This is a genomic window from Streptomyces sp. TS71-3 (genome assembly GCF_018327685.1).
Taxonomy (GTDB): Bacteria; Actinomycetota; Actinomycetes; order Streptomycetales; family Streptomycetaceae; genus Streptomyces.
Genome location: NZ_BNEL01000001.1, coordinates 2,670,279 through 2,697,195 on the forward strand (window position 1 = coordinate 2,670,279; position 26,917 = coordinate 2,697,195).

General features: G+C 71.6%; 22 protein-coding genes. 17 read left to right on the forward strand and 5 right to left on the reverse strand.

The window, feature by feature from the left end; translation table 11 throughout:
* The first annotated feature begins 72 nt into the window (after positions 1-72).
* Positions 73-1,482, forward strand: a complete 1,410-nt coding sequence (locus Sm713_RS10840; RefSeq protein WP_212909407.1) for an MFS transporter — start codon at positions 73-75, stop codon at positions 1,480-1,482.
* On the forward strand, positions 1,479-2,708 hold the full coding sequence (locus Sm713_RS10845; protein WP_212909408.1) for an FAD-dependent monooxygenase: 1,230 nt from the start codon (positions 1,479-1,481) through the stop codon (positions 2,706-2,708). The genes Sm713_RS10840 and Sm713_RS10845 overlap by 4 nt, the downstream gene beginning before the upstream one ends.
* A 49-nt stretch (positions 2,709-2,757) precedes the next feature.
* On the opposite strand, the gene Sm713_RS10850 is transcribed toward Sm713_RS10845, so the two are convergent.
* Positions 2,758-3,450: a response regulator transcription factor gene (locus Sm713_RS10850; protein ID WP_212909409.1), complete on the reverse strand. Its 693-nt coding sequence runs from the start codon at positions 3,448-3,450 to the stop codon at positions 2,758-2,760.
* A complete protein-coding gene (locus Sm713_RS10855; protein WP_212909410.1) occupies positions 3,447-4,907 on the reverse strand; it encodes a sensor histidine kinase in 1,461 nt (486 codons plus the stop codon). Before Sm713_RS10855 ends, Sm713_RS10850 begins: the two co-directional genes overlap by 4 nt.
* A 586-nt stretch (positions 4,908-5,493) precedes the next feature.
* Between Sm713_RS10855 and Sm713_RS10860 the strand changes: the two genes are divergently transcribed.
* The gene (locus Sm713_RS10860; protein WP_212909411.1) at positions 5,494-6,348 is read left to right on the forward strand and encodes an LLM class flavin-dependent oxidoreductase; all 855 of its coding nucleotides are present in this window, start codon (positions 5,494-5,496) and stop codon (positions 6,346-6,348) included.
* Between the two features lie 382 nt (positions 6,349-6,730).
* Here Sm713_RS10860 and Sm713_RS10865 read toward each other — a convergent pair whose 3' ends face one another.
* Together Sm713_RS10865 and Sm713_RS10870 are read right to left on the reverse strand one after the other, a co-directional pair.
* The gene (locus Sm713_RS10865) at positions 6,731-8,260 is read right to left on the reverse strand and encodes a M81 family metallopeptidase (RefSeq protein ID WP_212909412.1); all 1,530 of its coding nucleotides are present in this window, start codon (positions 8,258-8,260) and stop codon (positions 6,731-6,733) included.
* A gap of 24 nt (positions 8,261-8,284) precedes the next feature.
* On the reverse strand, positions 8,285-9,535 hold the full coding sequence (locus Sm713_RS10870) for an ROK family transcriptional regulator (RefSeq protein WP_212909413.1): 1,251 nt from the start codon (positions 9,533-9,535) through the stop codon (positions 8,285-8,287).
* A gap of 309 nt (positions 9,536-9,844) precedes the next feature.
* Here Sm713_RS10870 and Sm713_RS10875 point away from each other — a divergent pair, with 309 nt between their 5' ends.
* The 7 genes from Sm713_RS10875 (at position 9,845) to Sm713_RS10905 (ending at position 19,614) form a co-directional block, all read left to right on the forward strand.
* Positions 9,845-11,659 (forward strand): peptide ABC transporter substrate-binding protein, encoded by a 1,815-nt coding sequence (locus Sm713_RS10875; RefSeq protein WP_212909414.1) that lies wholly within the window; start codon positions 9,845-9,847, stop codon positions 11,657-11,659.
* Positions 11,660-11,801: 142 nt separating this feature from the next.
* Positions 11,802-12,761: an ABC transporter permease gene (locus tag Sm713_RS10880; RefSeq protein WP_212909415.1), complete on the forward strand. Its 960-nt coding sequence runs from the start codon at positions 11,802-11,804 to the stop codon at positions 12,759-12,761.
* On the forward strand, positions 12,758-13,672 hold the full coding sequence (locus tag Sm713_RS10885; RefSeq protein ID WP_212909416.1) for an ABC transporter permease: 915 nt from the start codon (positions 12,758-12,760) through the stop codon (positions 13,670-13,672). The genes Sm713_RS10880 and Sm713_RS10885 overlap by 4 nt, the downstream gene beginning before the upstream one ends.
* Positions 13,669-15,651 carry an ABC transporter ATP-binding protein gene (locus Sm713_RS10890; RefSeq protein ID WP_249416221.1) on the forward strand — a complete coding sequence of 661 codons (1,983 nt, stop codon included), beginning with the start codon at positions 13,669-13,671 and terminating at the stop codon, positions 15,649-15,651. The genes Sm713_RS10885 and Sm713_RS10890 overlap by 4 nt, the downstream gene beginning before the upstream one ends.
* A 257-nt stretch (positions 15,652-15,908) precedes the next feature.
* Complete coding sequence (locus Sm713_RS10895; protein ID WP_212911937.1) at positions 15,909-16,829, forward strand: ROK family protein; 921 nt, start codon at positions 15,909-15,911, stop codon at positions 16,827-16,829.
* A gap of 105 nt (positions 16,830-16,934) precedes the next feature.
* Entirely contained in the window at positions 16,935-17,984 is a 1,050-nt protein-coding gene (locus tag Sm713_RS10900) for a phosphotransferase family protein (RefSeq protein ID WP_249416222.1), read from the forward strand.
* A gap of 349 nt (positions 17,985-18,333) precedes the next feature.
* A complete protein-coding gene (locus tag Sm713_RS10905; RefSeq protein ID WP_212909417.1) occupies positions 18,334-19,614 on the forward strand; it encodes a glycoside hydrolase family 71/99-like protein in 1,281 nt (426 codons plus the stop codon).
* A gap of 137 nt (positions 19,615-19,751) precedes the next feature.
* Here the strand turns inward: Sm713_RS10905 and Sm713_RS10910 are convergent, their stop codons facing one another.
* Entirely contained in the window at positions 19,752-20,207 is a 456-nt protein-coding gene (locus tag Sm713_RS10910) for an NUDIX domain-containing protein (protein ID WP_212909418.1), read from the reverse strand.
* A 291-nt stretch (positions 20,208-20,498) separates the two neighbouring features.
* Between Sm713_RS10910 and Sm713_RS10915 the strand changes: the two genes are divergently transcribed.
* The 7 genes from Sm713_RS10915 (at position 20,499) to Sm713_RS10945 (ending at position 26,916) form a co-directional block, all read left to right on the forward strand.
* Positions 20,499-20,912, forward strand: a complete 414-nt coding sequence (locus Sm713_RS10915; RefSeq protein ID WP_212909419.1) for a helix-turn-helix transcriptional regulator — start codon at positions 20,499-20,501, stop codon at positions 20,910-20,912.
* A gap of 420 nt (positions 20,913-21,332) precedes the next feature.
* Positions 21,333-21,557, forward strand: a complete 225-nt coding sequence (locus Sm713_RS10920) for a hypothetical protein (RefSeq protein ID WP_212909420.1) — start codon at positions 21,333-21,335, stop codon at positions 21,555-21,557.
* Between the two features lie 43 nt (positions 21,558-21,600).
* Positions 21,601-22,062, forward strand: a complete 462-nt coding sequence (locus Sm713_RS10925; RefSeq protein WP_249416223.1) for a DUF6879 family protein — start codon at positions 21,601-21,603, stop codon at positions 22,060-22,062.
* A 14-nt stretch (positions 22,063-22,076) separates the two neighbouring features.
* Complete coding sequence (locus tag Sm713_RS10930; RefSeq protein WP_212909422.1) at positions 22,077-22,925, forward strand: helix-turn-helix transcriptional regulator; 849 nt, start codon at positions 22,077-22,079, stop codon at positions 22,923-22,925.
* Between the two features lie 628 nt (positions 22,926-23,553).
* Positions 23,554-23,733, forward strand: coding sequence for an FxLD family lanthipeptide (locus Sm713_RS10935; RefSeq protein WP_212909423.1), 180 nt, complete (start codon positions 23,554-23,556; stop codon positions 23,731-23,733).
* Positions 23,734-23,857: 124 nt separating this feature from the next.
* Positions 23,858-25,849, forward strand: a complete 1,992-nt coding sequence (locus tag Sm713_RS10940; RefSeq protein ID WP_249416224.1) for a lantibiotic dehydratase family protein — start codon at positions 23,858-23,860, stop codon at positions 25,847-25,849.
* A complete protein-coding gene (locus tag Sm713_RS10945; protein WP_212909424.1) occupies positions 25,846-26,916 on the forward strand; it encodes a lanthionine synthetase C family protein in 1,071 nt (356 codons plus the stop codon). The genes Sm713_RS10940 and Sm713_RS10945 overlap by 4 nt, the downstream gene beginning before the upstream one ends.
* Position 26,917 lies beyond the last annotated feature (1 nt).

The following is a 26,917-nucleotide window of genomic DNA, read 5'->3' on the forward strand; positions in this document are numbered from 1 at the left end:
GGTGGCGGGAGGCGATGCCCGGCCGGGGCGGCGGAGGCGAGTGTGGGGGGAACCAACGACGGAAGGACGTCCATGTCCGAAGCTGTGGTCTCCCCGGTCCGTATCGGGAAGCCGGCGATCGGTGCCCTCGGCATCCTGGCGCTCGCCCTCGGCACCCTCCAGTCCGTGGTGGAGCCCGCGCTCCCGCTGATCCAGCGTGAGCTGGGCGTCAGCCCCGCCGAAGGGGCACTGGTCGCCAACACGCTGCTGATCACCGGCGCGGTCCTCACACCCCTCGCAGGCAAACTCGGCGACCGCCATGGCGGAAAGCGGGTGCTGGTCTGGCTGGCGGCCGTGGTCTCGGCCGGTGGTCTGCTGGCCGGCCTGGCGCCGAACCTGCCGTTGCTGCTGATCGGTCAGGTACTGCAGGGCGCCATGGTGGGTGCGCTGCCGCTCTCGTTCATCCTGGTCCGGGGGCACCTCCCGGCGGGAGAGTCACAGGTGGCGATCGGGGTGGTCGTCGCGCTGTTCACGGGCGGCGGCATGGTGGGAACGCTGGTCGCCGGGCCGATCGCGGAGGGACTGTCCTGGCACTGGATGTTCGCGTTGCCGACGATCGCGATCATCGCGGCGACCCTGGCCGTGACGCGGCTGATGCCGCACGATCCGCCGATCCGGTCGGACAGCGGGATCGACTGGCCCGGCGTGGTCCTGCTGAGCGGCACGCTGCTCGCGCTGATGCTCGGGCTCGTGACGGTGACGAGCGGCGGCCTGCCGCCCCTCGCGGTCGGTGCCATCGCCGTGGTCGTGGCCGCCCTCGCGACCGGATGGGTTGCCGTCGAGCGCCGGGCGGCCTCGCCGATGGTCGATCTGCGCATGCTGGCGAAGCCCGCGATGTGGAACGCGTGGGTGCTCACCCTCGTCATCACCACCAGTTCCGGGATGGTGATCTTCCTGCTTCCGCAGCTCTTCGCGGTGTCGGGCGACGGCTACGGCTTCGGAGCCGGCACCACCACCATCGGACTGTTCCTGATGCCGGGCGCGGTCGCCGGGGCGGTGAGCGATTCGGTCGGCGGGCTCGCGGCGCGGCTCTTCGGTTCGCGTGCCGTGGTCGTCGCGGGCACCGTCGTCACGGCGGCCACGCTGATCGCCCTGGCGTCGGTGCACACCTCGGCATGGCAGCTCGTCCTCGCGAAGGCGGTGACCGCGTTCGCCGCGGGCGCCGGTACCACGGCGCTGCTCGCCGGCACCGCCACCGCCGTCGAGACCGGGGACACCGGCATCGCCACCAGCCTGCTCGTGGTGACGCGCGTGATCGGGGTCGCCCTGGGCGTCCAGGTCGGCGGCGCGATCCTCGCCGCCGGAGCCGACCCGGTGACGGGCCTGCCGTCCGAATCGGCCTTCGCCACGGGGTTCGCCGTCGCCGGCCTCGTCGCCGCGCTGTCACTGCTCGTCGCCCGCATCACGAAGACTCGCACCACGAAGAACGGAGCCCCGGCATGACACCCACCGGCCGGTCGACGGACGCGAGTACCACCGCGAAGCGCACCGTTCTCATCTCCGGGGCGAGTATCTCCGGACCCGCGCTGGCCTACTGGCTGCACCGGTCCGGATGCGCGGTCACCGTGGTGGAGAAGGCAGGCGCACTGCGCGACGGCGGTTACCCGATCGACATCCGCGGCAGTGCGACAGAGGTGGTCCGGCGGATGGGGATCCTGCCGCGACTGCGCGACGCGCACATCGGCTCGCGGCGCTGCACCTTCCTCGACGCCGACGGAAGTGAGGTGGCCTCGGTCAACCCGCGCGCGGTTGCCGGCGGTGTCGAGGGACGGGACCTCGAAGTACGTCGGGGAGACCTGGCCGCGGCCCTCCACGCGATCGTCTCCGACGGGGTGGAATTCCTGTTCGGCGACTCCATCGACACCCTCGACACCCTCGACCAGTCCGGCCAAGGGGTCGACGTCACGTTCCACAGCGGGCGACAGCGCACGTTCGACCTGGTGGTCGGCGCCGACGGCATGCACTCGCACACCCGGGAGCTGCTGTTCGGTCCCGAGGAGCAGTTCCACCGCTACCTCGGCTACGCCTTCGCCATCTTCACCATGCCGAACACCGTCGGGCTCTCCCGCGAGCTCGTGTTGTGGAACACCCCGGGCAAGGCCGCGGCCCTCTACGCCGTCGGGGACGGCGAGCTGCACGCCTTCCTCACCTTTCACCGACCGGAGCCACCGTTCGAAGCCCTGAGGAACCCCGACGCCCAGCGGGACCTGGTCGCCGCGGTCTTCGCCGGCGCGGGGTGGGAGGTGCCGGGCATGGTCGACGCCATGCACGGCGCGGACGACCTGTTCTTCGACACGGCCGGTCAGATCCGCATGCCCCGCTGGTCGAGCGGCCGCGTCGCGCTCGTCGGCGACGCCGCGTACGCACCCTCGTTCCTCACCGGGCAGGGTTCGAGCCTCGCGCTGGCCGGTGCCTACATGCTCGCCAACGCCCTGGCCGCGAACCGGGACCACACCGCGGCCTTCGCGGCCTACGAACGCGACCTCCGGGGGTTCGTGGCCATGAACCAGGCACTGGTCGACACGGGTGCGGCCACGCTCTTCCCCACCACGGCGCGGGCTCTGGAACGACGCAACACCATGCTGCGCGGCCTCGTGACGATGCCGTCCGCGCCGGCGCAGCCGGCCCACTCGGCCCTTGCGCTGCCCGAGTTCGCCCCGATGCCGTGACCCCGGACGGAGCCGGCCGAGTGGTGCCGCCGAGGGGCCCTCTGCCGGATCACGGCATGCGGTCGGTACCGCCGTCGGGGGCGGCGTGGACCAGGCCCGTCCGGTAGGCGATGACGACGAGCTGCGCCCGGTCGCGGGCCTGAAGCTTCGTCATGGCCCGCTGTACGTGGGCGCGGACGGTGAAGGGGCTGAGGAACATCCGCTCGGCGATCTCCTGGTTGGACAGGCCGGTCGCGACCAGAGCCACCATCTCGCGTTCGCGCGGGGTGAGCACGGCGAGCCGTTCGGGGTGGTGCGGCGGGGGATCGTCCGGTGTGGCCAGGAAACGGGCGACCAGGGAGCGGGTCGCGGCGGGGGACAGAAGGGTGTCGCCGGCGGCGATCGTGCGCACGGCGTCCAGCAGGGCCTCGGCGCCGATGCCCTTGCCGATGAAACCTCCGGCCCCCGCGCGCAGCGCCTGGGCGACGTACTCGTCGGTCTCGTACGTGGTGAGTATCAGGATGCGGCTGGCACGCAGTTCCGGGTCCGCGCAGATCTCCGACGTGGCCGTGAGACCGTCCATCTCCGGCATGCGGATGTCCATGATCACCACGTCCGGGCGGAGCTGCCGGGTGAGTCCCACCGCCTCCCTGCCGTCGGCGGCCTCGCCGACCACGGTGATGTCGTCGGCGGTGTCGAGGAGTATCCGGAAGGCGTCCCGCAGCAGGGCCTGGTCGTCGGCGAGCAGCACTCGGAGCGTCACGGCGCGTCCCCCGGCTCTCCGTCGCCCGTCCGCCCGCTGCCAGCGCCGCTGCCGGTCGCGCCGTCGGACGTCCGCCCGCTGCCGGTGGCGCCGTCGCCGGCCTCTCCGCCGCCCGCCCCTCCGCCGTCGATCGCGCCGTCGGACGTCCGCCCCTCGATGGCGGTCGCACCGGCGGTCCCGCGCGCCGTGTCCTTGGCCTGCGGGAGGGGCGGGAGGGGCAACCGGGCGGAGACGAGGAAGCCGCCCTCCGGGCCCCTGCCGGCCCAGAGGTGTCCCCCGACCGCGGTGGCACGTTCACGCATGCCGATCAGGCCGTAACCGGGCGCACGGTGCGCCACCGTGGACGCGGCCGGTCCGATGGACGCGGCCGGTCCGATGGACGCGGCCGGTCCGGTGGCCGCGGTCGGCGCCGTGCGGGCGCCCCCTCCGTCGTCGGCGACGGTGAGGGTCACGCGATCACCGTTCCACGTGAGGCCCACCCGGGCGCTGCCGGTACCGGCGTGCTTGGTCACGTTGGTCAGGGCCTCCTGGACGATCCGGTAGGCGGTGAGGTCCACGCCCGGCGGCAGCGGCCTGGCCGTGCCCTCCGTGTGCACCGACACCTCCAGACCCGCGCGGCGGAAGGTTTCAAGGAGCGTGGGAAGCCGGGACAGGCCGGGCGCCGGTTCGGCGGGGGCGGCCGTGTCCCCGGACTGGCGCAGCAGGCCGACCGTGGCCCGCAGTTCGTCGAGCGCGTGGCCGGTGGTCTCGACGAGCTCCCCCAGGCTCTTGCGGGTCTGCTCCGGGCGAGCGTCGAAGAGGTGGGCGGCGACCGTGGCCTGCGCGTTGGCCAGGGTGATCTGATGGGCCACGAGGTCGTGCAGCTCCCGGGCGATGCGCACCCGCTCCTCGGCCACCCTGCGGCGCGCCTCGCTGTCCCGGCTCTCCTCGGCCCGCAGGGCCCGCTCCTGAACGGCCGCCAGATAGGCACGCCGGTTCCGCACCGAGCGACCGAGTACGCCGGCCACCAGCGGGAACGCCGCCACCGCCGCCACCCTGCTCGCGTCCTGCCACGAGAGGCCCCCGAACAAGGGGGTGGAGGCGACCAGCAGTGCCGCGGAAGTGAGCGACACCGCGCTCGCCGCGCGCCGCTCGTCGGGCGCGGTGAGCGCGTAGGAATAGGCGGTGATCACGGCGGGGGCCACGATGAGCGGGCTCAGCAGGAGGCCCAGGGGCGACACCACCACGCCGCAGGCGGTCGTGACCGCCATGGCGGCCAGGGGCGCCCGGTGCCGCACCGGCAGCGCGGCGCAGGACACGATGGCGATGGCGTAGGCGGCGGCGGGTGGTGCTGACAGCGTGTTGTCGACCTGCACGACCCCGCCGAGCAGGCAGAGCACGAACGCCGTCGCCGTGATCGCTCCCTGGCGCCGCCACGTGCCGCCCGGTCGCGGACCACTGCCTCCTGTGTCCGTCATGGCCGGCTCAGTGCCGGCCGGAGGGGAGCCGACGCACCGCGGTGTCCGGCCCGGTCGTGGAGGCCGGGACCGGCCTGCTCAGTGCCTCACCCTCGATATCCGCATCAAGCAGCACATGCTTCAGGATAGGGGCCGGCCGCCAGGCCCGGCGGCCGAGCGGTGCCAGGACCACGGGTGCGATCTCCATCCGGACCACTGCTGATCACTCCAACCACCGCTGGGCAAGAGGAATTGCGCGCGATTCCCACGCCTCCCACCCTCGCCTCCGGCGCCCCGCCCGGCATCGTCCCCGAGTCCGCCTCCGCCTGGTGCGCCTGGACCAGCCACTCGCGTGTCCTGGTGCATACGCACTATGGGACACGCACCACAGGACACGCCACGGATCGCCCGCCGACCACACCGCCCCCCGCCCGTCCGGCACGCCGTCGGGGACCGAGGGGCGGCAGCCCGGCAGTCCACCCACGGACCTGATCTGGCCCGCCCGCGGCGATCCCTGATACACCGGATCAAGAAACGGTGGCCTCGCACCCAACCCCAAGCGCGAGACACACCGACGTACTTGGCATGAACGCAGGGAGCACAGATCATGAAAATCGGCATCGGGATCCCCAACCAGATACGCAACGTGCGAGCTGACGTCATCCCCGAGTGGGCGCGGCGTGCCGAAGCGGCGGGGTTCTCCTCCCTGGGCAGTGTGGGCCGGGTCGCCTACCCGGGGGTGATGGACACGGTCGCGCTGGCCGCCGCGGCGGGTGCCACGAGCAGGATCGGGCTCATCAGCAACGTCCTGCTCGGCCCGGTCTGGCCCGCCCTGATGCTGGCCAAGGAGGCCCAGAGCATCGACGGTGTCTCGGGCGGCCGTCTCACCCTCGGCGTCGGCCTCGGTGGGCGTTCCGACGACTTCGTGGTGGAGGGTCTTGGCCCGCGCGGCACCGGCAAGCGGCTCGACCAGGACATCGAGACGTTCAAGAGCGTGTGGCGCGGTGAGACACCCGACGGCTGCGACAACCCGCTGGTCCCCGAGGGCAGCCGCGAGGTGCCCCTGCTCTTCGGCGGCATGGTCCAGGCGTCGTACGACCGCGTGGCGCGCTCCGGCCGCGGCTACATCGGCGCGTCACTGCCGGCCTCCATGGTCACCGGCGCCTTCGACGGCGTACGGGCGGCTTGGAAGGACGCCGGACGCGACGGCTCGCCGTACCTGGTCGCCATCGCGTACTACGCCGTCGCGGACGTCGAGGGTGGCCGGGCGAACGTCTACGACTACTACTCCACCGCGGGAGCGGAGATCGCCGGGCTCATCTCGTCCGCGGCGAGCGGAGGAGCGGACGCGATCAGGAAGACGGTCGGTGAGTTCGAGGCACTCGGAGCCGACGAGCTGATCCTCAACCCGACCGGCGACGACCTCGACGAGATCGAGCGGGTCGCCGAGATCGTCCTCTGAACCGTCGCGAGATGGTCCTCTGACGTATCGCGTGATCGGCCTCTGACGCATCGCGTGATCGGCCTCTGAACCATTGCCTGATCGCCCTCTGGACCATCGCGAGGTGGTCCTCCGACGCATCGCGTGATCGTCCTTTGACGCATCGGGCGATCGTCCTCCGAGCGGTCACCGCGCGAGTAGCGCAGCCGAGCCGGTCGTTGCGGACCCGCTGGGAACGGGCGCGTCCGCCCGTGTGGACTTGCGGACCCGCTGGAAACGGGGACGGCCGCCTGTGCGGACGCGCCCGCGACGTTTACCCCTGTGGGGCGGTGCCGCCGACACCGCCCCACAGGGCCTGACCGGCCGGACGGGGGCCGCTCACCTCATCCGTCCGGCCGGGGCTTCACTCGTCGCGCCCGGCGAGGGGCGCGTGCGACGGCGGGATGATCCGGGCCGTGAGGTCGGGCTCGGGCATGTCCGCGTCGAAGGGGAACATCGGGCGGCGGATGCGGTGGTGGCCGAGCCGGGCCAGGTCCTGGTCGACGCCGCCCGGGGTGAGCGCCATCTTCCAGTCCCTGGCCATCGCGAACAGCTCCGGCTCCAGGTACCCGATCTTGACGATCACCAGGTCGGCGCCGCGCGGTTCGAGGGACAGGTCGGTGAAGTCCTTCTCGTGGTGGTACGGCTTGCGCAGCTCGGTGACGATCACGTGCAGGCCGCCCACGCGGATCACCACCTCGACGCGGGCGTCGCGGTCGCCGTGCTTGATCGCGTGCACCACGCCGGTCAGGGTGACGGGCCCGGCGTGCCGGTCGTCGACCTCGGCACCCGCGGTCACGGTGACCTCCGCGCCGACGCCCGCCGCCACCGCCGTCGCGACCGCCTCGGGGCCCGGCACCGAGGCGTAGATGGCGGTCGGGCCGTCCGCCGCGGTGAGGTCGGGGCGCTCCAGCAGCCGCTGGAGGGTCCAGGTGACGTCGCCGGCGCCGCCCGCGGTCGGGTTGTCGCCGGTGTCGCTGATGAAGTACGGCCTGGCCGGGGAGGCGAGGGCCGCCGCCAGGCACTCGTCGAGCGTTCCGGTCGGCGCGACGAACGCGAAGTCGTGCCGCGCGTCCCAGAAGCCGCGGGCCAGCCGCTCGGCACCGGCGGCCACCGCGGCCTCGGCGGGGCCGGTCACGACGACCGCGGCGCGGTTGCGGGGCTCGTCCGCCCAGGCGTAGCCGACCCAGATCGCGGCGTCCGTGACGCCGTCGGCGGCCTCGACGTCGGCGACGGCCGCGTAGACGCTGCGCGCCGGCTCGATCCGCGTCGAGGTCTGCTCGCCGGCCAGCAGCACCGGCACCGGCACCCACGCCTTCACCGGCCGGCCGGCGCCGGAGCCGAGCAGGTCCACGAGGTTGCGCGCGGCGCGCTCCTTGGTCTCCATGGCGTCCTCGTGCGGCGCCATCCGGTAGCAGGTGATCAGGTCGCTGCCGTGGGCGAGTTCGCGGGAGACGTTGCCGTGCAGGTCCATCGAGGTGGACACGATCACGTCGGGGCCGACGGTCTCGCGGATCCGGGCGAGCAGGGCCGCCTCGGGGTCGTCCAGGCCCTCCACCGACATGGCGCCGTGGATGTCGTACCAGAGGCCGTCCACGCGGCCGAGTGCGGCGAGCCGTTCGATCAGCTCGTCGGAGAGCTCCGCGAACGCCCCGGCGGTCACCGTGCCGCCCGGCAGCGACTTGCCGACGAGCGCGCCGCGCCAGTCGGCCGCCTCGCGCAGCGGCTCACCTGCGGCGAGGAACGGGTACCGGGTGACGACGTCATCGCCGCGCAGCGGGTGGAACGCCGGCGCCTCGGTGCGGGCGGGCGAGAACGTCGACGACTCGATGCCGAGACCGGCGATGGCGATGACCGGGTGGGCGACGGGGGTACGGGGGTGTGGCTCGGGCATGGCTCCTCTTCGCGGGGTTCGCCGTCAGCCGGCCGCGTCGCCGCCGCCGCGGTGCGGCGCGGGGCGCGGGTGGGCGCTGCCGGTGGTGGATGGTGCGACGGCCTCCAGGGCGTGCGTGAGAGCGCTCTGCAACGCGAACCGGCCCGCGCCGACCAGGTTGGCGTCGGCGCCGAGGCTGACCCGCTCGATCACCAGGTGCTCGGTGACGAGCGGGTGGCAGGCCTCGTAGAGCCGGCTGCGCACGGCGGCGACGAGCGGTTCCAGGGTGGACAGGATGCCGCCGAGGTACACGGCGTCGGGGTTGAAGAAGTTGACGTTGGCGGCGAGCACGGTGCCCAGGTGGCGGCCGGCCTGGCGGACGGCGAGGGTGGTCTGCGGGTCGCCGTCCGACGCCAGCCGGGCGACGTCCTCGACGGAGTCCACCTCGACGCCCTGCTCGCGCAGGATCCGCACCAGCGCGGCGCCCGAGGCCACGGTCTCCAGGCAGCCGGTGTTCCCGCAGCTGCACGGCCGGTCGTCGGCGGCCTCGATCCGGACGTGGGTGATCTCGCCGGCGGCGTTGGTGGCGCCCCGGTGCAGCCGGCCGTCGGTGATGATGCCGGTGCCTATGCCGGTGCCGATCTTCACGGTGATCGACTGGCGCCGCGCGGCGGGCTGGGCGGCGTGCTCGCCGACGGCCATGCAGTTGGCGTCGTTGTCGACGGCGGCCGGCACCCCGAACCGCTCCTGGAGCCAGTCCCGCACGGGGAACCGGTGCCAGCCCGGCATCCGGGACGGCAGCGTCACCGTTCCCGCGGTGATGTCCACCGGGCCCGGCAGGGAGAACCCGACGCCCTTCAGCAGGGCGCGACCGCGGCGGTCGGCCAGTTCCTCCAGGGTCTCGGCGAGCCGGGGCAGCGCGGCCTCGGGCCCGTCGTCGATCAGCAGCGGCACGGTCGCCACGTCCGTGAGCCCGCCGCCCGGCAGCACCGCGCCCACCCGGGCGTGATGGCCGCCGAGGTCGGCCGCGGCCACGTACCCGTCGGTGCCGCCGAGCCGGAGCACCTTCCTGGGGCGCCCGCCCGTGGACGAGCGGGTGCCCTGCTCCGCGACGAGCCCGTGCGCGACGAGCTGCCCGACCGTGAGGGAGATCGTGGACGGCGCGGCGCCGGTGAGGTCGGCCAGCTCGGTGCGTGACTCCGCCTGCCCGGAGGCGAGCAGTTCGAGAACGCGCAGGGCCACGGAGGTGGTGGCCCCGGTGGGGCTCCTCCGTGGGGGCGCGCTTTTTTCAGGCATGGACGCAGTTACTTCCGCCGGCGGGTCGAGACGCGGGAACCAATCCCGCGATTCGGTGAGCGTAGCCCCCATCGGGCAGATGATCAGCCCAATTGCCGAAGAATCAAACGGGACAAAGCATGGTGAACACGATATCTCGCCCCTCACGCGCTGGTTTTTTTGGGACAGCAGAAACTTACTTTTTACGACTACCCGTTTGTTTCTTCGACGTCTATGGTCGTTGACTGACTCCGCCACGCCCCACGGTTCACACGAGTCATCCAGGTTCCCGGCGGACACACCGGGCCGTTCACTCCTTTGAGGAGAGCCATGTTCCTTGCTGCCACGGCGGCCCGTCGGCGCCACCCGGCGGTCCTCGCCGGTGTCCTCGTCTCGGCGGGCGCGCTGCTCGCGGGCTGCTCCGGGACGAGCGGTTCGTCGTCCGGGTCGTCCCACGACGCGATCAACTACGCGCTGCCCGCCAACTTCACGCCGAACTGGATCCTGCCCATCGGCACCGCGGCGCACCTGAACACCAACAACAACTCGATCATCGCGAGCCTCTGGGAACCGCTGATCGCCTACGACGGCTCCACCGGCAAGATCGCCTGGAACAAGTCGGCCTCCCTGGCGACCGCCGCCGACTTCGCCAAGGACGGCAGGAGCGTCACGGTCACCCTGGGCGACCGGCACTGGAGCGACGGCAAGCCCGTCACCTCCCGTGACGTGGAGTTCTGGTACAACGTCGTCAAGGGCAACAAGTCCGAGTGGGCCGGCTACAGCCCCGGCAAGGCCCCCGACAACTGGACCTCGTTCAAGACCGTCGACGCGCGGCACTTCACCCTCACGTTCGACAAGGCCTACAACAGCCAGTGGATGCTGGCGAACCAGCTCAGCCAGATCCAGCCCATGCCGCAGCACGCCTGGGACAAGACCGGCGCCGCGGCCAAGGTCTCGGACGCCGACCGCTCGGCGGCGGGCGCGAAGCAGGTGTGGGCCTTCCTGAACGGCGCCGCGAAGAAGATCGCGAACTACCAGAGCGACCCGCTGTGGAAGACCATCGACGGGCCCTACGCGATCAAGTCGTTCTCCACGGCCGGCAAGGTCGTCCTCACCGCGAACGAGAAGTACGACGGGCTTGAGAAGCCCGCCATCAAGACGGTGAACCTGCTGCCCTTCACCACCACGGACGCGGAGAAGAACGCGCTGCGCTCCGGGCGCGTCGACTACGGCTACATCGACGCCACCGACCTGGACCAGAAGAGCCAGTTCACCACGCAGGGCTACACCGTCAAGCCGTGGACCGGCTGGGCGATCACCTACCTGCCGTACAACTTCAACAACCCCACCATGGGCCCCGTCTTCAAGCAGCTCTACGCGCGCCAGGCGATCCAGGAGTCGGTCGACCAGACCAGCCTCGCCAAGGTCGTCTGGGGCGGCACCGCGGTGCCCGGCTACGGCCCGGTCCCGCAGGCGCAGGTCTCGTCGTTCCTCTCGCCGGAGCAGAAGGGCAACCCGTACCCCTTCGACACCGGCAAGGCCAAGGAGTTGCTCACCAGCCACGGCTGGAGCCTCCAAGGCGGCGTGATGACCTGCACCACGCCCGGCAGCGGTGACAACGCGTGCGGCGAGGGCGTCGACAAGGGCACCAAGTTCCAGATGCAGGTGCTGTCGCAGTCCGGCTCCACCGTCACGGACAACATGATGAGCGCGATCCAGTCCTCCATGGAGAAGACCGGGATCAAGCTGTCCATCAAGACCGCGCCCGTCAACTCCGTGCTCTCGCAGACCCCGCAGTGCACCGCCGACAAGCCGATCTGCAAGTGGCAGCTGTCGTTCTTCGGCACCGCCGGAAGCTGGTACTTCCCGGCCTACCCGACCGGCGACTCGCTCTTCCAGAGCAAGGGCGGCTCGAACTTCGGCAACTACGCAAACCCCGACGTCGACAAGCTGATCGACGCGTCCACCACCTCCAACTCGCCCAAGGCGATGCAGGACTACAGCGCGGCCCTCGCCAAGGACCTGCCGGTGGTGTGGCTGCCGGAGCCCGACTACCAGATCTCCGTCGTCAGCAACCGCCTGGGCGGCTTCTTCCAGGACTCGCTGGCGAACTTCCACCCGGCCCAGTGGAAGTGGATGAAGTGAGCCCCCGCAGCCACACGAGCGCGGGCACCCCCGCGAGCGCGCCCGGCCTCACGGCCCCGCGCGCTCGCGGGAGGGGCCCGCGCGCCCGCGTGAGGCAGCTCAGGGAAGCCAGCACCGCCGCGACCCACCGACCGGAAGTCCCATGCCCAACCTTCTCTACCTGACCAGGCGGGTCCTGCAGGCCGTCGTCGTGATCCTCATCGTGACGGTCGTGGTGTTCTGCCTGCTGCACGCGCTCCCGGGGGGCCCGGCCCGCGGCATCCTGGGCCCCCAGGCGACCGCGCAGCAGCTCGCGCAGTTCAACCACGAGCAGGGCCTCGACCAGCCACTGCCCGTCCAGTACGTGTACTACCTGCGCACCCTCGTCCACGGCGACCTGGGCACCTCGTACACGCTCAACGAGTCCGTCTCCCAGCTCATCGGCGAGCGGCTGCCCAAGACGCTCGTGCTCACCGTGCTCTCCGCGATCGTCGGGCTGCTCCTCGCGGTGCCGCTCGGCATGTGGCAGGCGGTCCGGCGCAACAAGCCCACCGACTACGCGATCACCACGCTGAGCTTCGTCGCCTACTCGACGCCCGTGTACTTCCTCGGCCTCATCCTGGTGCTCGTCTTCACGCAGTGGCTGCCCTGGTTCCCGTCACAGGGGCCGCAGGGCGAGACGCTCGGGTCCGTCTTCGCGGACGCCAACGCGCTCGTCCTGCCGGTGATCGCGGGGGCCACCTCGATGGTGGCGGTGTTCAGCAGATACATGCGCGCCGCCACCCTGGAGAACCTCTCCGAGGACTACGTCAGGACCGCACGGGCCGGCGGCTCCCGCCAGCGGGCGATCCTGTGGCGGCACGTGTTCCGCAACTCCCTGACCCCGGTGGTGGCGATGCTCGGGTACTACGTGCCCGTGCTCTTCGGCGGCTCGCTCGTCGTCGAGCAGCTCTTCAACTACCCCGGCATGGGGCTGCTGTTCTGGAGCGCCGCGCAGTCCTCCGACTACCCGGTGCTGCTCGGCTGCGTCCTCGTCATCTCGATCGCCACGGTCGTCGGCACGCTCCTCGCCGACATCCTCCAACGGTTCATCGACCCCCGAGTGAAGGCAGGCACGTCATGAGCGCCGTCCTCCAACCGGGCCAGGCCCCCGGCCTGAGGCCGCCCGGCGAGCCCGAGGCGGCGGCCGGCGCGTCGGGCGCCCGGATCGCCCTGCGCCGCTTCGCCCGCAACAAGCTCGCGGTCGTCGGGCTCGCGGTGGTCGTGTTCTTCGTGCTGTTCTGCTTCCTCGGCCCGGTCCTGTACCCGACCGACCAGACCCACACCACCCTGACGCAGGTGAACCTGGCGCCCAGCGGCGCCCACCTGCTCGGCACCGACGCGGTCGGCCACGACGAGCTCGGCCGGCTGATGTTCGGCGGCAAGGTGTCCCTCGTGGTGGGCCTCGCGGCCGGCATCCTCGCGACCGTCATCGGCACCCTCTGGGGCTCGGCGGCCGGCTACGCGGGCGGCTGGGTCGACGCGGTCATGATGCGCATCGTCGACGCCGGCATCGCGATCCCCGCGCTGTTCATCCTGCTCGTGGTCTCCGCGATCTCCACGCCCGGCATCCCGGGGCTGATCCTCATCCTCGGGTTCGTGTCCTGGCTGGTGCCGTCCCGGCTCATCCGGGCCGAGACGCTCACGCTCAAGAACCGGGACTACATCCTGACCCTGCGCGCCATCGGCGGCACCCACAGCCGGGCCATCCTGCGGCACATCCTGCCCAACTCGATCTCCACCATCGTCGTCGCCGCCACCTTCCAGGTCGCCGACGCGATCCTGCTCGTCGCCTACGTCTCCTACCTGGGACTCGGCGTCCAGCCGCCGTCCACCGACTGGGGCGGCATGCTCTCCTCCGGCCTCACGGCCGCCTACTCGGGCCGCTGGTGGCTGATCGTGCCGCCCGGCCTTGCCATCATCCTCGTGGTGTGCGCGTTCAACGCCATCGGCGACGGGCTGCGGGACGCCTTCGACGTGAGGGGGCGCGGATGACCGCCGCCGAGAACGCCGGCGGGAGCGCCGGGATGCCCGCCGAGAAGACCGGCGGCGCGTCCGCCGGGTCTGCCGGGTCCGCCGGTTCCGCTGCCGGGTCTGCCGGGTCTGCCGGGTCCGCCGGGTCTGCCGGTTCCGCCGCCGGGTCAGCGGGTTCCGCCGCCGGTTCCGCAGGGCCGATCCTGGACGTCGCCGATCTGGGCGTCACGTTCGGCACCGAGACCGGTGACGTGCCCGCCGTCCGCGGCGTCGCGCTGGCCGTCGCGCCCGGCGAGACCCTCGCCCTGGTCGGCGAGTCCGGCTCCGGCAAGTCGACCGTGGCGCTCGCCGCGATGGGCCTGCTGCCGGCCAACGCCCGTGTCACCGGCTCGGTCTCCGTCGGCGGCCGGCAGGTGATCGGCACTTCCGAGGCCGAACTCGCCGGGCTGCGCGGCCGGTCCGCGGCCATGGTGTTCCAGGAGCCCGCGACCGCGCTCGACCCGCTGACGCGGATCGGCGCGCAGATCGCCGAGGTGATCCGCAACCACCGGGACGTGCACGCCCGCGAGGCCGCGCGGGAGGCCGTCGAGCTGCTGCGCCGCGTCGGCATACCCGACCCGGAGCAGCGCGCGTCCGCCTTCCCGTTCCAGCTCTCGGGCGGGCAGCGGCAGCGCGTCGTCATCGCCATGGCCATCGCCAACAGCCCCAGCCTGCTGATCGCCGACGAGCCGACCACCGCGCTCGACGTCACCGTGCAGGCCGAGGTCCTCGACCTGCTGCGCGCGCTGGCCGCCGACTCCGGCACCGGCGTCCTGCTCGTCACGCACAACATGGGCGTGGTCGCGGACTTCGCCGACCGGGTCGCCGTGATGCTCGACGGCGAGATCGTCGAGACCGGAACGGTGACGGACGTCCTGCTGCGGCCCCGGCACGACTACACCAAGCGGCTGCTGGGGGCCGTGCCGCGGCTTGCGGTGGCGGAGGCGGGCGCGGCCGGCGGTGCGCCGGGTGCCGGGTCCGCGGGTGCGGGTGGCGCCGGGACCGCGGACGCCGCGGGTGCCGCCGCCAAGAGCACGGACACGGATACGGGTGCCGCCAAGAACACGGACGCCGGTGGGCATGCGGACGCCACCGGGCATGCGGAAGCCGGTGGTGCCGGCGAGGCCGTGGTCGCCCTGGAAGGCGTGTCGGTGCGGTTCGGCCGCGGGCCTGGCGCCGTGCAGGCGCTCGACGAGGTGACGCTGTCCGTGCGGGCGGGGGAGACCGTCGGCCTGGTCGGCGAGTCGGGTTCGGGCAAGTCCACCGCGGCCAGGGTCGCGCTCGGTCTCGTCCAGCCGTCCGCCGGCTCGGTCCGGCTCTTCGGCTCCGACCTGCGCCGGTCGAGGGGGCGCGCACGCCGCGCCCTGCTCTCCGGCGTCGGCGTCGTCCTCCAGGACCCGGTGGCCTCGCTCGACGCCCGGATGAGCGTCGCCGAGTGCGTCGCGGAGCCGCTGTACGTGCACCGCGGCAAGATGACCGCGGTGCAGCGCCGGGCCAGGGTCGCCGACGTCCTCGACAGGGTCCGCCTGCCGCGGGCGCTGGCGAACCGCGCGCCGCGCGAGCTGTCCGGCGGGCAGCGCCAGCGGGTCAGCCTGGCCCGCGCCCTGGTCCTCGAACCCCGGCTGCTGGTCGCCGACGAGCCGACCAGCGCGCTCGACGTCAGCGTGCAGGCGGCGGTGCTGGAGGTGGTGAGGGAGCTCCAGGACGAGTTCGGCTTCGCCTGCCTCTTCGTCTCGCACGACCTCGCCGTCGTCCAGCAGTTCGCGCAGCGCGTCGTCGTGATGCGCGCGGGCCGGATCGAGGAGCAGGGCAGCACCGCGACCACGCTGCTGCACCCCGAGACGGACTACACCCGCCGGCTGATCGCGGCCGTGCCCGTGCCGGACCCGGAACTCCAGCGCCGCAGGCGCACGGCACGCCAGGCCGCGCTCGCCGCGGGCAGAACGGCGGCGGGTGCGTGAACGACGCTTCTCGGCGCCGGGACGCGGGCAACGCGTCCCCGGCGCACCGCCCGGTGCCCGGATCCGCCCGGCCGGCGCACGGCCCCACGGCGAACGGCACGGCTCACGCGGCCACGGAGGGTGCGGCACGCGGCGTGGCGGACGGCGCTGTGTCCGGGACACCGGATGGCCCGGCACCGGGAGCGGGGGCCTCGGCACCCGGGCCGGCCGCGAACGGCTCGGCGCCGGAACCACCGGCGAACGGCGGCGCGCCCGAGGTGTTCGCGGGCGTCGACATAGGCGGCACCACCACCCAGGTGGTCCTCTGCACGGCCGACCTCACCGTGGTCCGCGGCACCGAGGTGCCCACGCCCGCGGCCGAGGGCGGCAGCGCCATGGTCGGCGCCGCACTCGACGCGCTGAACGGGCTGCTGGAGGGGCCCGGCTACCGGCTCGCCGGGGTCGGGGTGGGAGCGGCCGGCGTCGTCGACGCCCGGGAGGGCCGGGTCCTCGTCGCCAGCGACTCGTTCCACGCGTGGGCGGGCTTCCCGGTGACGGAGACGGTCCGCTCGGCGCTGGGCGTGCCGGCCTTCCTCGACAACGACGTCAACGCCTTCCTGCGCGGCGAGGCCACCAAGGGCGCCGTCGCGGGGGAGTCCCACGTGCTCGGCATGACCCTCGGCACGGGCGTGGGCGGGGCGCTGTGGGTGGACGGAGCCCTGCTCGACGGCCCGCACGGCGCGGCGGGCGAGATCGGGCACATCCCCGGCTTCGGCGACCTGCCCTGCACGTGCGGTGGCCGGGGCCACCTGGAGACCCTGGCTTCGGGCCGCTCGATCTCCGCCCGGTACGCGGAACGGACCGGCCGCCACCACACCGCCGGGGAGATAGCGAACGCGGCGGCCCAGGCCGACCCGGACGCCATCGCCGTGTTCGAGGCGGCCGGCGCCGCCATCGCCCGCGCACTCCTCATCACGGCGGGCCTCGTGGACATCACGACGGCGGTGATCGGTGGCGGAGTAAGCCGCGCCTGGCCGATCCTCGCCCCCGTCATCGAGGCCGCACTCGACGCGGAGCCCCCGGTCAGCGGCAACCCGGTCCACGTCGTACGCGCGGCCCTCGGCAGCCGTGCGGTCGCGGTGGGGGCGGCTTCGCGGGTGCGGCGGGAGTTGGGTTCCGGGGCGGTACGGGGCATGTAGGGCACCGCCCGCTGACGCGTGCGACGTTGACCTTTATGCTCCCCCGTGCCCCCGGACAGGCCGGCAGGTCGCGCACCGGGGCCCTGACAACCGGGGGGACACACGGTGGAGTTCACGAAGGATCCGGATCGCCCCGGCCTGGGTGCCGCGCTGACGGCAGTCGGGGTGCCCCTGGACGAGGTGGCCGACTGCCGCGAGTTGGGTGGCGGTACCTACAACACCGTCTTCCGGGTGCGCCGCACCGACGGCACCGGTCTCGTGGTGAAGCTCGCGCCGGATCCGGCCACCCCGGTGCTGGGCTACGAGCGCGGCATCCTCGGTACCGAGGCGCTCTACTACGAGCGGGTGGGCGGCCTGCCCGGGGTGCGCGTGCCGCACGTGCGGGTGGGGGAGCCGGGGGCCGGCGGCGCGGTGGGTGCCGGTGGATTCCTGGTGATGTCCGAGTGTCCCGGCACCTCCTGGTACGAGCTGGGCGACGGGCTCGGTGCCGGGGAGCGCCGGGCCCTCCGGGCCGAGCTGGGCCGCCAGCTGGCCGCCGTCCACACCCTCGCCGGGGAGGGCTTCGGCTACCCGGCCGAGCCGTTCGGGCCGCTGCGGTCCGGATGGCGCGTGGCCTTCCTGGAGATGGTCGGCGGGGTCCTCGCCGACGCCGTCCGGTTCGGCGTTCCGCTGCCGCGCCCCGCCGAGGAGATCCACGAGCTGTTCGCGGCGCAGGGCCCCGTGCTCGACGAGGTGACCGTCCCGCGTCTGGTCCACTTCGACCTGTGGGACGGGAACATCCTCGTCGACCGCGGGACCGCCGGGGGTTCGTCCGGGCCCCGGGAAGGCGCGACCTCCGGCCAGCCCCGGATCGGCGCGCTGATCGACGCCGAGCGGGCCTTCTGGGGTGACCCGCTCGCCGAGTTCGTCTCCCTGGCGCTGTTCGGGGACATCGAGGACGACCCCGCCTTCCTGGCCGGATACCGCGCGGCCGGCGGCACGGTCACCTTCGACACCGCGGCGCGCCGGCGCCTGGAGCTGTACCGCTGCTACCTCCACCTGATCATGTGGACGGAGGCCGTGCCGCGCGGCTACGGCGAGGAGCGCCGCGCCTGGCTGCGCGAGCGGGTGCTCGGTCCGCTCGCGGCGACGCTCGACACCTGGCGGACGCGCTGAGCCAGGCCCCGCGCCGCCGAGCCCTGTCAAGCGTCGAAACCGGTCGTCCGACGTTTGCAAGCGGAAGAAGAGCCGTACGGGGCAGCTTAGGCGGGCAATCCTCCTATAAACGGGCGAAGTCGAGTTCCTCTCCCGCCTCTTGACGGGATGTTTCCTTCGGCAGTTGAATTCTTGCGAACCTCAAACCGCTTTGCCACACGTGCGTAGCGTGGCGGGCACGCCGGATGCGTACCCGCCGACCCCACCGCAAGCATGCGCAAATGGAGCGGAACACCGGCGAGCCGTGCCATCGATGCGGTGTGCCCTGCCGCGGGGTCTGAGTTCAGGGACTGAACATCGGAGTCGTCACATGGGCGTGTCACGACGTACGTTCCTCAGCACCATCGCCGGCGGGACGGGCGCCGCGGCGCTCGGCGCGGCCGCCGGCGCCGCGCACGCGGCCACCCCGGCGCCCCGGCCCGCAGCCAGGATCGCCGGACCCACCGCCAGCGGTCCCGGAGACGTGGTGGGCAAGATCAGCACGGGCTACCAGGGGTGGTTCGCCTGCGCCGGCGACGGGGCCCCCATCAACGGCTGGTGGCACTGGAGCCAGGACTGGGGCCGGTCCCCCTCGCCGTCGAACAACGCCATCAAGGCCTGGCCCGACATGCGCGAGTACGCCAGGGCGTACCCGACCGCCTACCCGAACCTCAACGGCGGGGGCCCGGCCACCCTCTTCTCCTCCTACGACCAGCAGACCGTGGACGTCCACTTCCAGTGGATGAGGACCTACGGCATCGACACCGCCGCCCTCCAGCGCTTCAACCCCAACAGCAGCGAGGGCGCGACCCGCGACGACATGGCGCGGAAGGTGCGCAGCGCGGCGGAGTCCAAGGGCGTGAAGTTCTACGTCATGTACGACGTCTCGGGCTGGACGAACATGCAGTCCGAGATCAAGGCCGACTGGACGAGCAAGATGTCCGCGCACACCGCGAGCGGGGCCTACGCCCGGCAGAACGGCAAGCCGGTGGTGTGCATCTGGGGCTTCGGCTACAACGACGGCAACCACCCGTTCAGCCAGTCCGCCTGCCTCGACGTCATCAACTGGTTCAAGGGCCGGGGCTGCTACGTGATCGGCGGGGTGCCGCGCGAATGGCGCACCGGCACCGGCGGCTCGCGCGCCGGGTACGGGGACGTCTACCACGCCCTGAACATGATCTCGCCCTGGATGGTCGGCGCGATCGGCGACGCCTCCGGCTCGGACAGCGCGTACTCCACCTACACCGTCCCCGACCAGGCCGACTGCAACGCCCACGGCATCGACTACCAGCCGTGCGTGCTGCCCGGCGACGTCTCGGCGCGGCAGCGGGCGCACGGCGACTTCATGTGGCGGCAGTTCTACAACATGTGCCGGGCGGGCGTGCAGGGCATCTACGTCTCGATGTTCGACGAGTACGGCGAGGGCAACCAGATCGCCAAGACCGCGGAGAACGCGTCCATGGTGCCGTCGGGCTCCGGCCTGTGGGCCCTGGACGAGGACGGCACCTCCTGCTCCTCCGACTACTACCTGCGTCTCACCGGCGACGGCGGCCGCATGCTCAAGGGCCAGATAGGGCTGACGCCGACGCGGCCGACGCGGCCGAGGGTGTAGGCGTCCGAGGCGACTCCAGGGCTGGGCCCCGGCTCCCGAGGCCGTCCGGGGGCGCTCCAGCAGCCGGGCTGCGTCGGCGGTGCCCACCAGGTGCTCGTTCGGGGCGAGAAGCCGGGGACTGATGCCCGTCGGTCGGGTCAGTTCGGGGTTTCCCCGCGGATGAGGAGCCGGCGCGACTCCTGCATCCCGTCGGGTAGTTCCTCGGGGGTGAACCATCGGGCCTCCAGGATCTCGAACGAGTCGATTGCCAGGTCGCCGCCGAGGAACTGGGCCTCGTAGGCGACTTCGACGCGCAGCCGGTAGCCGCTCTTGAGGTGCACGAGTCGACCCGCCTTGACGTCCAGGCCGGTCTCCTCGCGCACCTCCCGGGCGACGGTCGCGCCGAACTCCTCGCCCTTGATCGCGTAGCCGGTCGGCAGGCCCCACTGGCGGCCCTCGGGCCGAAGGCGGTGACGCAGCAGCAGCACACGGCCCTGGCCGTCCCGGACGACACCGGTCACGCCGACCATGAACTTGGCGTGAGCCAGCCACAGCAGGCGCCACTGCATCGGGCCGCGGATGATCCGCCACAGCCGAGCGATGACCTGCTTCATCTCGTTCCTCCTCAGCGAGCCGGACCGCGCCGTGCGGCCCGTGGAACCGCCACGATGACGTATTCGACGTGACCGTCCAAACACGCTGCGTATCAGGGGTGAGTGACTACAGGGGTGCGGAGGGGACCCCGCGGCCCTGCGGCGCACGGTCCATTGAGCCGTAGGCGGCGGGGGACCGGGAGGCGTAGCACGGCATGCCGCACACCGTTTGCATCGGGCGTAATTCCTTTACAACGGCCTGCACGAAGCGGTGGAAGGCGGGACCATAGGCGGCCCGAGGGGGAGGGCGATGTGGACCCCGCACACCCGTTGTGGCGCTCGTCCGCCATGCAAGATGCCGTGGCCCGGCACGACCCGGGAGCCATCGTGCGGCTGGTGCGCCGAGCCGAGAACCTCACCCTCAACGATCTCGGGGTCACCGTGGGGTACACCGCCGCTTCCCTGTCCCGCATGGGACGCGGGCTCCAGCCGATGCGCGACATGGAGCTGCTCCAGCGCCTCGCGGCTCACCTCGGTATCCCGCCGCACTGGCTGGGGCTCGCGCCACGCCAACCGGCGTCAGCCTCTGCATATGCCCCTCCCGGCCCGGTCAGCGGCAACCCGATCCACTTCGTACGCGCGGCCCTCGGCAGCCGGGCGGTGGCGGTGGGAGCGGCGTCAAGGGTGCGGCGGGAGTTGGGTTCCGGGGTGGTACCGGGCGTGTGAGGCCGGTAGGGCACTGGCCGGGGCCGTGAGCCTTCTCGTACATTCTCGTGCCTCTGAGAAAGGCCGCGGCCATGGGCCGTGCACGGCCCGGATACCGAAGGCGCGGCTCACGCCGCGGCGGTAACGGCTCCGCGGTCCCATAGGGGATTCACCACCCCGCGCGGACGGTGAACGCAGCCGGCGCACATCGCGGCGGCCATCCAGGGGAGCTGACCGGTCATGGCGGATCAGAGGAAGAACTGCGAACACGATGTTCCCTGGGGCAAGAAGCACTGCGCGAAATGCAGGCGCCGGGTCTACGCCGGGGCGTGACCTGTGCCGCGGTGTGCGTGCAAGTTCGCGCACATTCCTGGCGGATGGGGCGGCGTCGCGCGCAATCTCAGACAAGGTGCTCGTTCACACAGACGGAAAGGACTGATCATGGCACTGCACATGTTGGGCAAGGATCCGGAGAGCCCTGACGGCAAGTCCCCCACCGTGTACCTCGACGACGAAACCGGCAACTACATTTTGCAGGGCTGGAAGGTGACAGACCCCGCACGGCTTGGGCAGATGGACATCCCCGAGCACGAGACCGTGATCGAATTCCCTGTGCGCATGATGCAGTTCTTCCCGGAGGTGAAGGGTGCCGCAACCGACTCTTGAAGATCGTCTGCGAGCCTGCGAGCGGTCAGCTCTGCACCTGGAGATGAGGGACGGCTACATGCCCTCCGACCGCCGTTACGTTGCCTGGCAACAGGGCCAGCGTGACGCGCCGGAGGACATCGACCCGCAGCTGCGCCCCTGGCTCGGAGTCATCGTGGAGACGGTCGGCCGAGGAGTCGACGTTCGCCGGGCTCGGATCGTGTCCGAGCCGGTGAGCGACTACATCCGGTTCGAGCACCACGTCACCGCGGGAAATGTCGCGGCGGGCGAGTCCGTCCGATGGCTACCCCGCCGCCAGGCATCCGACCTGGCACTTCCGGGCAACGACTTCTGGTTGTTCGATCACAGCCTCGTCGTCTTCCTCCACTTCGACGGTAACGGCGAGCTGGCCCCGGACGGAGACGAAGAGGTCAACACGGAGCCGGCCGTGGCAAAGCTGTGCGCGTCGGCCTTCGAATCCGTGTGGGAGCGTGCCGTGCCCCACGCGGAGTACCGGTTCGCCTGACGGGTCCGTGAAGCGTGCCCTCATCGTCGTCCAGCGTTCAGCAGGCTCGGCAAGCCTTCGGCCTGCGCCTGCGGGAGATCCGCAAGGACGCTGGACTGACGGCGAGGGAGCTGGCCCGGCGGGCCGGTTGGCATGAATCGAAGTGCTCGCGCCTGGAGCACGCGAGAACGCCGCCGTCCGACAACGACATCCGGTCTTGGGCGCTGCACTGCGACGCTCAGGATCAGATCGAGGACCTGATCGCCACGGCGCGCGGCATCGAGGGCATGTACATCGAGTGGCGGCGCGTGGAGCGCGCCGGGCTCAAGCAGGTCCAGGAGTCCGTGGCGCCCCTCGTCGAACGAACGCGCCGTTTTCGCTCCTACCAGTCCTGGGTCGTCCCGGGGCTACTTCAGACCGCCGCGTACACCAAGGCTGTGCTGGAGACCATCACCGCGCTTCGCGACGTGCCGGACGACGTCGACGACGCGGTGCAGGTGCGCATCGAGCGTCAGCAGGCGCTGCACTCCGGTCGCCAGCGCTTCGCCATGCTCCTGGAGGAGTGGGTACTGCGCACGATCATCGGCAACGCGGAGGTCATGGCTGGTCAGCTCGGACATCTGATCTCCGTGGCAACCCTGCCGTCGGTGAGCCTGGGCGTGATCCCGCTGGGCACCCCTCGGGGCAAGGGCTGGCCCGTCGAGTCCTTCACGATCTACGACGAGGAACAGGTCAACGTGGAGCTGGTGTCCGCACACCTGACGGTCACCTCTCCGAGCGAGGTGGCCGAGTACAGCAAGGCATTCGCCGCGCTGGCCGATATCGCCGTCTATGGTGCGCAGGCGCGAGGACTCATCACGGCCGCCATCGACGCACTCAGGTGACGTCGTGCAAGTTCATGCACATTCCTTGTCCAGTGCATACGCGCCTCCGTACGGTCCTTGAGCAGCGGGAATTCCGATCCCCGCCACTGCCGCCGCCGCCCACCGAAACTCTGGCCACGGCTTCCCTGGAGTCCGGCGCCACGCGTCGCCGCCTTCAGGCGCACCCCGCGTCCGAACGGCTCTCTGTTCCCGTATGAGGAGACCTGCGCCATGTTCTGCGTCCGCTGCCGTCAGCCGATCGGGGAGAACGAGCCATTCCGGACTTCCGGGCCAATGTTCGTCACTACCGTCATGAGGTCTGCCTGGAGGACGTCCAGACCGGCATAGAGACCGTCCGGCTGTCGCGAATACCGGGGTGGCTGCGGCTGCCGACCGCGGCCTGAGTCCCTCGGTCCTCGCTGGCTGGCGCGCGTCTGCCAGAACCGTGCCACCTCGGGCTTGCTCGACGCCGTTCCCCTGGACTGCCCGGCCCGCTACGGGAAGCCGATCGTTCCCCCGCGGTGACGACGCAGCGGGCGGGGCTCTCACCTCTTTCTGGCATCCAGTTCGCCGGGCCGGCGGAGACCACCGCGGTCCCCGCCGGGTCCGGAGCCTGCACCACCACAGCCCATTGCCATAAGGAGCCTGCATGACCGTGCAAATCGACAGTTCGGCTACTCCCGAGCAGCCGGCCGCCGACACCGACGACGACCCGTTCCAGCTCGACATCACCTTCATCGAGAACACGCCGGCAACCGAGACCGTGCTGATGTGCAGCACCGGTGACAACTGCGGAAGCTCCTGCCCGAGCGCCTGCACCACGTCGTAACACGCCGTCCGCCGGTGTGGGTCGGACGGATCGCCTCCGCCCGACCCACACCCTTCCAGCCAAGAACGGAGTCCGGATTATGACGCGCTTACGACAGAACCTGTACAGGGGGACGGGCCAAGGGATGCTGCGCGCTGCGGCGCACCTCTCCGAGCCGGTCATGCCGCCCTGGCCGGGGCCTGCGGCTTCGCTCGTGCACTGGCGTTCGTGGCTGGCCGCGGTGTGGGCCGATGACACATTCCGGCGGGCTGTGTCGAGCGCGAGCCCGGACCTGGAACGCCAGGTCCAGTCGATCATCGATGGCCGCTCACCGAAGGTGCGCCGGGTGCGACGTGCGGCGCTGGCCATCGCCCGGTATGCGATCAGGTACGCGCGGCGCTCTACCCCGTTCGGCCTGTTCGCGGGCGTTGCGCTGGTCGAGTTCGGCGACATGGCCGAGGTACGAGTCGGGGACCGGCACCAGGCGGTCAGCAGGCCGGATCCGGTGGCCCTGGATGCCGCGGTCACCGGCTGGGAGGGCGACGGCGCGCGGATGGCCGACGTTGACGTATGCGTGAACAATCTTGTTCAGCAGCGAGACGGGCGGGTTCACGTTCCGTCCCAGGGGGCCTCGGAGTTCTCGTTGGCGCTGACGCCCGCGGTCGCGCTCGTCCTCGACGTGGCCCGATCACCGATCCGGTACTCGGACCTGGCGGAGAAGCTCGCCGCAGAGCTTCCGGGGACGGCTGACCATCACAGGGCCGGTCTGCTTGCGCAACTTCTACGGGTGCGCTTGCTGCGGTCCGCACTGCGCGCTCCCGCGACCGTCGTCCACCCCACGGACGTCCTTCCCTCCACCTTGCGAGAGGAGATTCGGAACACCTCGTCGGCGACGGATCTGAGGCTGGACGCCACGGTCCGGCTCCCGAGCGCGGTCCTGACGGAGGCGGAGACCGCTGCGACCGTCCTGGCCCGGATCGCTACGCATCTGAGCGGCACCCCGGCATGGCGTCGCTGGATCGCGCAGTTCGCCGAGCGCTACGGCGAAAGCACCGAGGTGCCCCTGAACCTGGTGCTGGACCCCGAGAAGGGCTTGGGCTTTCCCGACGGGTTCGGCCACGTGTCCGAGCCGCCACGCCCCATGACGCGGCGGGACCGACTGCTGCTGGGGTTCGCGGGTGCTGCCGTGGCCGAAGGCGCTCGCTCGGTGCCACTGCCCCCTGCGCTGATCGAAGAGTTGGAGGCCGCCGCAGGCAAGCCCGCCGGCACCGCGCCGCATCTCGAACTGGCGGTGTCCGTCAACGCCCGCTCGACGCAGGCTCTGGAACGTGGGAACTTCCGACTCCAGGTGTCCACCGTCTCTCGCTCGGCCGGCTCGATGACGGGCCGGTTCTGGCACCTGTTCCCGAATGCAGGCATGGTGTGCGCCGACCTGCCCACAGTCGAAGCCGGCGCGGAGCTGGCCCAGCTCTCCTTCCACCCCGGTCGCGTCCCGGCCGACCTGCTCACCCGCGTCCCGCGCGTGCTGCCCCGACTGGTCAGCGTCGGCGAGTTCCGTCAGCCGGAGGAAGGCGTGCTGTTCCCCTCCGACCTGGCCATCGGCATCCGTGACAGCCGCCCCTACCTTGCCGACGCCGTCACCGGCACGCACCTCGAACTGCTCGCGCCGACTGCCCTGAACTTCCTATGGAACAACTACACGCCTCCGCTGGCGCGCTTCCTCGTCGAGATCAGCCGGGCCACGACCCCGCAGGTGACCTCGTTCGACTGGGGTGCGGCGTGGACGCTGCCCTTCACTCCGGCCGTGCGCTACCGCCGCTCGACCTTGGTGGCCGCACGATGGAAGGTACGGGCCAGGGACTTGCCCAGCCGGACGGTGAGGCTGGATGAGTGGGCCGGGCAGTTACACGGCTGGATGGCCCGCTTCCGCGTACCGGACCGCGTGCTGCTGACCGAGGACGATCAACAGCTTCCACTCGACCTGCACCAGAACATGCACCTGGACCTGCTGCGTGCTCACCTCGATGCCAGCCCGACCGGCATCGCGACCCTCCATGATGCGCCTGGTCCAGAGGCTGACGGATGGATCGGCGGTAGGGCCCACACCCTCGTCCTTCCCATGGAGGCGCGCTCATGACAGCGGCGACCCCGCCTGGGACTCAGGATCTGTCCGAGGGTGTCCTCGGAGTAGCGCTGCTGCACATCGAACGCGGTGATCTTCCCTCCGCCCACAACAGCCTGGAGCACGCGGTTGCCGAGGGCGTGAGCGCAGGAGCCAACGCCTCGCTCTTCCACGGCGCCCCGGCACTGGAGTTCGTGCTCAGCTGCGCCGGACGCGCTGACCGGGACGTCCGCAACGTCGTCGATCGCATGGTGACTGTCCGACTGGCCGCGGCACACTGGCGGCGGGCTTCTGGCGCCCTGCCGTATCTCGGAGAGTTCGACCTCATCCGCGGTCTGACGGGGCTGGCCGCCCTGCTGCTGACCCGCGGCGGGGTTCCGGCGTTGCTGAAAGAGATCTTGTCCTACCTCGTCTCGCTGTCACGGCCGGTCTACATCGAAGGCCGTGACCTGCCGGGGTGGTGGTCGCAGTCCGGGCCCGCTGACGAGGAGATGGACGGGGGACACGGCAACAACGGCGTCGCTCACGGTATCGCCGGGCCCTTGGCCGTGCTGTCCCTCGCCACGCGGCACGGCATCCGGGTGCCGGGGCAGCACGACGCCATCGAGGTCTTCGCGCACTGGCTGGACACGTACGGCTGCTGCTACTGGACCACCCAGGACGAGCTGACAGATCCCGAGCCACCCAAGCCAGCGCCGACGCGTCCGTCCTGGTGCTACGGCCCGCCCGGCATCGCCCGGGTGCAGCAGCTCGCCGCGCTCGCGCTGGGCGACCCGGCCCGACGGCTCGCGGCAGAGGACACCATCGCGAGCGCACTCTCCGACGCAGCGCACCTCGACCGGATCAGGGACGCCTCGCTGTGCCACGGATGGGCCGGCCTGGTGACCCTCGTCCGTGCCGTTGCCGACGACAGCACTGCTCCCAGCCGGTTCACACCGCTGATCGACGACCTGACCACCCGCCTCGCCGCTGACCTGGCGCATCTGCCCAAGCCCGGATTCATGGAGGGCCGTGCCGGCGCGCAACTGGCTCTGGACGGCACGAACAGCACCGGCTGGACCAGAGCCCTGCTGATCACTTGAC

Bases quoted from the DNA above. Each gene is read 5' to 3' on its own strand.
- Sm713_RS10905 (WP_212909417.1), top strand. From the start codon at position 18,334: ATGGGCGTGTCACGACGTACGTTCCTCAGCACCATCGCCGGCGGGACG.
- Sm713_RS10865 (WP_212909412.1), bottom strand. From the start codon at position 8,260: ATGCCCGAGCCACACCCCCGTACCCCCGTCGCCCACCCGGTCATCGCC.
- Sm713_RS10945 (WP_212909424.1), top strand. From the start codon at position 25,846: ATGACAGCGGCGACCCCGCCTGGGACTCAGGATCTGTCCGAGGGTGTC.
- Sm713_RS10920 (WP_212909420.1), top strand. From the start codon at position 21,333: ATGGCACTGCACATGTTGGGCAAGGATCCGGAGAGCCCTGACGGCAAG.
- Sm713_RS10860 (WP_212909411.1), top strand. From the start codon at position 5,494: ATGAAAATCGGCATCGGGATCCCCAACCAGATACGCAACGTGCGAGCT.
- Sm713_RS10935 (WP_212909423.1), top strand. From the start codon at position 23,554: ATGACCGTGCAAATCGACAGTTCGGCTACTCCCGAGCAGCCGGCCGCC.
- Sm713_RS10875 (WP_212909414.1), top strand. From the start codon at position 9,845: ATGTTCCTTGCTGCCACGGCGGCCCGTCGGCGCCACCCGGCGGTCCTC.
- Sm713_RS10855 (WP_212909410.1), bottom strand. From the start codon at position 4,907: ATGACGGACACAGGAGGCAGTGGTCCGCGACCGGGCGGCACGTGGCGG.
- Sm713_RS10870 (WP_212909413.1), bottom strand. From the start codon at position 9,535: ATGCCTGAAAAAAGCGCGCCCCCACGGAGGAGCCCCACCGGGGCCACC.
- Sm713_RS10885 (WP_212909416.1), top strand. From the start codon at position 12,758: ATGAGCGCCGTCCTCCAACCGGGCCAGGCCCCCGGCCTGAGGCCGCCC.
- Sm713_RS10845 (WP_212909408.1), top strand. From the start codon at position 1,479: ATGACACCCACCGGCCGGTCGACGGACGCGAGTACCACCGCGAAGCGC.
- Sm713_RS10880 (WP_212909415.1), top strand. From the start codon at position 11,802: ATGCCCAACCTTCTCTACCTGACCAGGCGGGTCCTGCAGGCCGTCGTC.
- Sm713_RS10925 (WP_249416223.1), top strand. From the start codon at position 21,601: ATGAGGGACGGCTACATGCCCTCCGACCGCCGTTACGTTGCCTGGCAA.
- Sm713_RS10840 (WP_212909407.1), top strand. From the start codon at position 73: ATGTCCGAAGCTGTGGTCTCCCCGGTCCGTATCGGGAAGCCGGCGATC.
- Sm713_RS10890 (WP_249416221.1), top strand. From the start codon at position 13,669: ATGACCGCCGCCGAGAACGCCGGCGGGAGCGCCGGGATGCCCGCCGAG.
- Sm713_RS10910 (WP_212909418.1), bottom strand. From the start codon at position 20,207: ATGAAGCAGGTCATCGCTCGGCTGTGGCGGATCATCCGCGGCCCGATG.
- Sm713_RS10940 (WP_249416224.1), top strand. From the start codon at position 23,858: ATGCTGCGCGCTGCGGCGCACCTCTCCGAGCCGGTCATGCCGCCCTGG.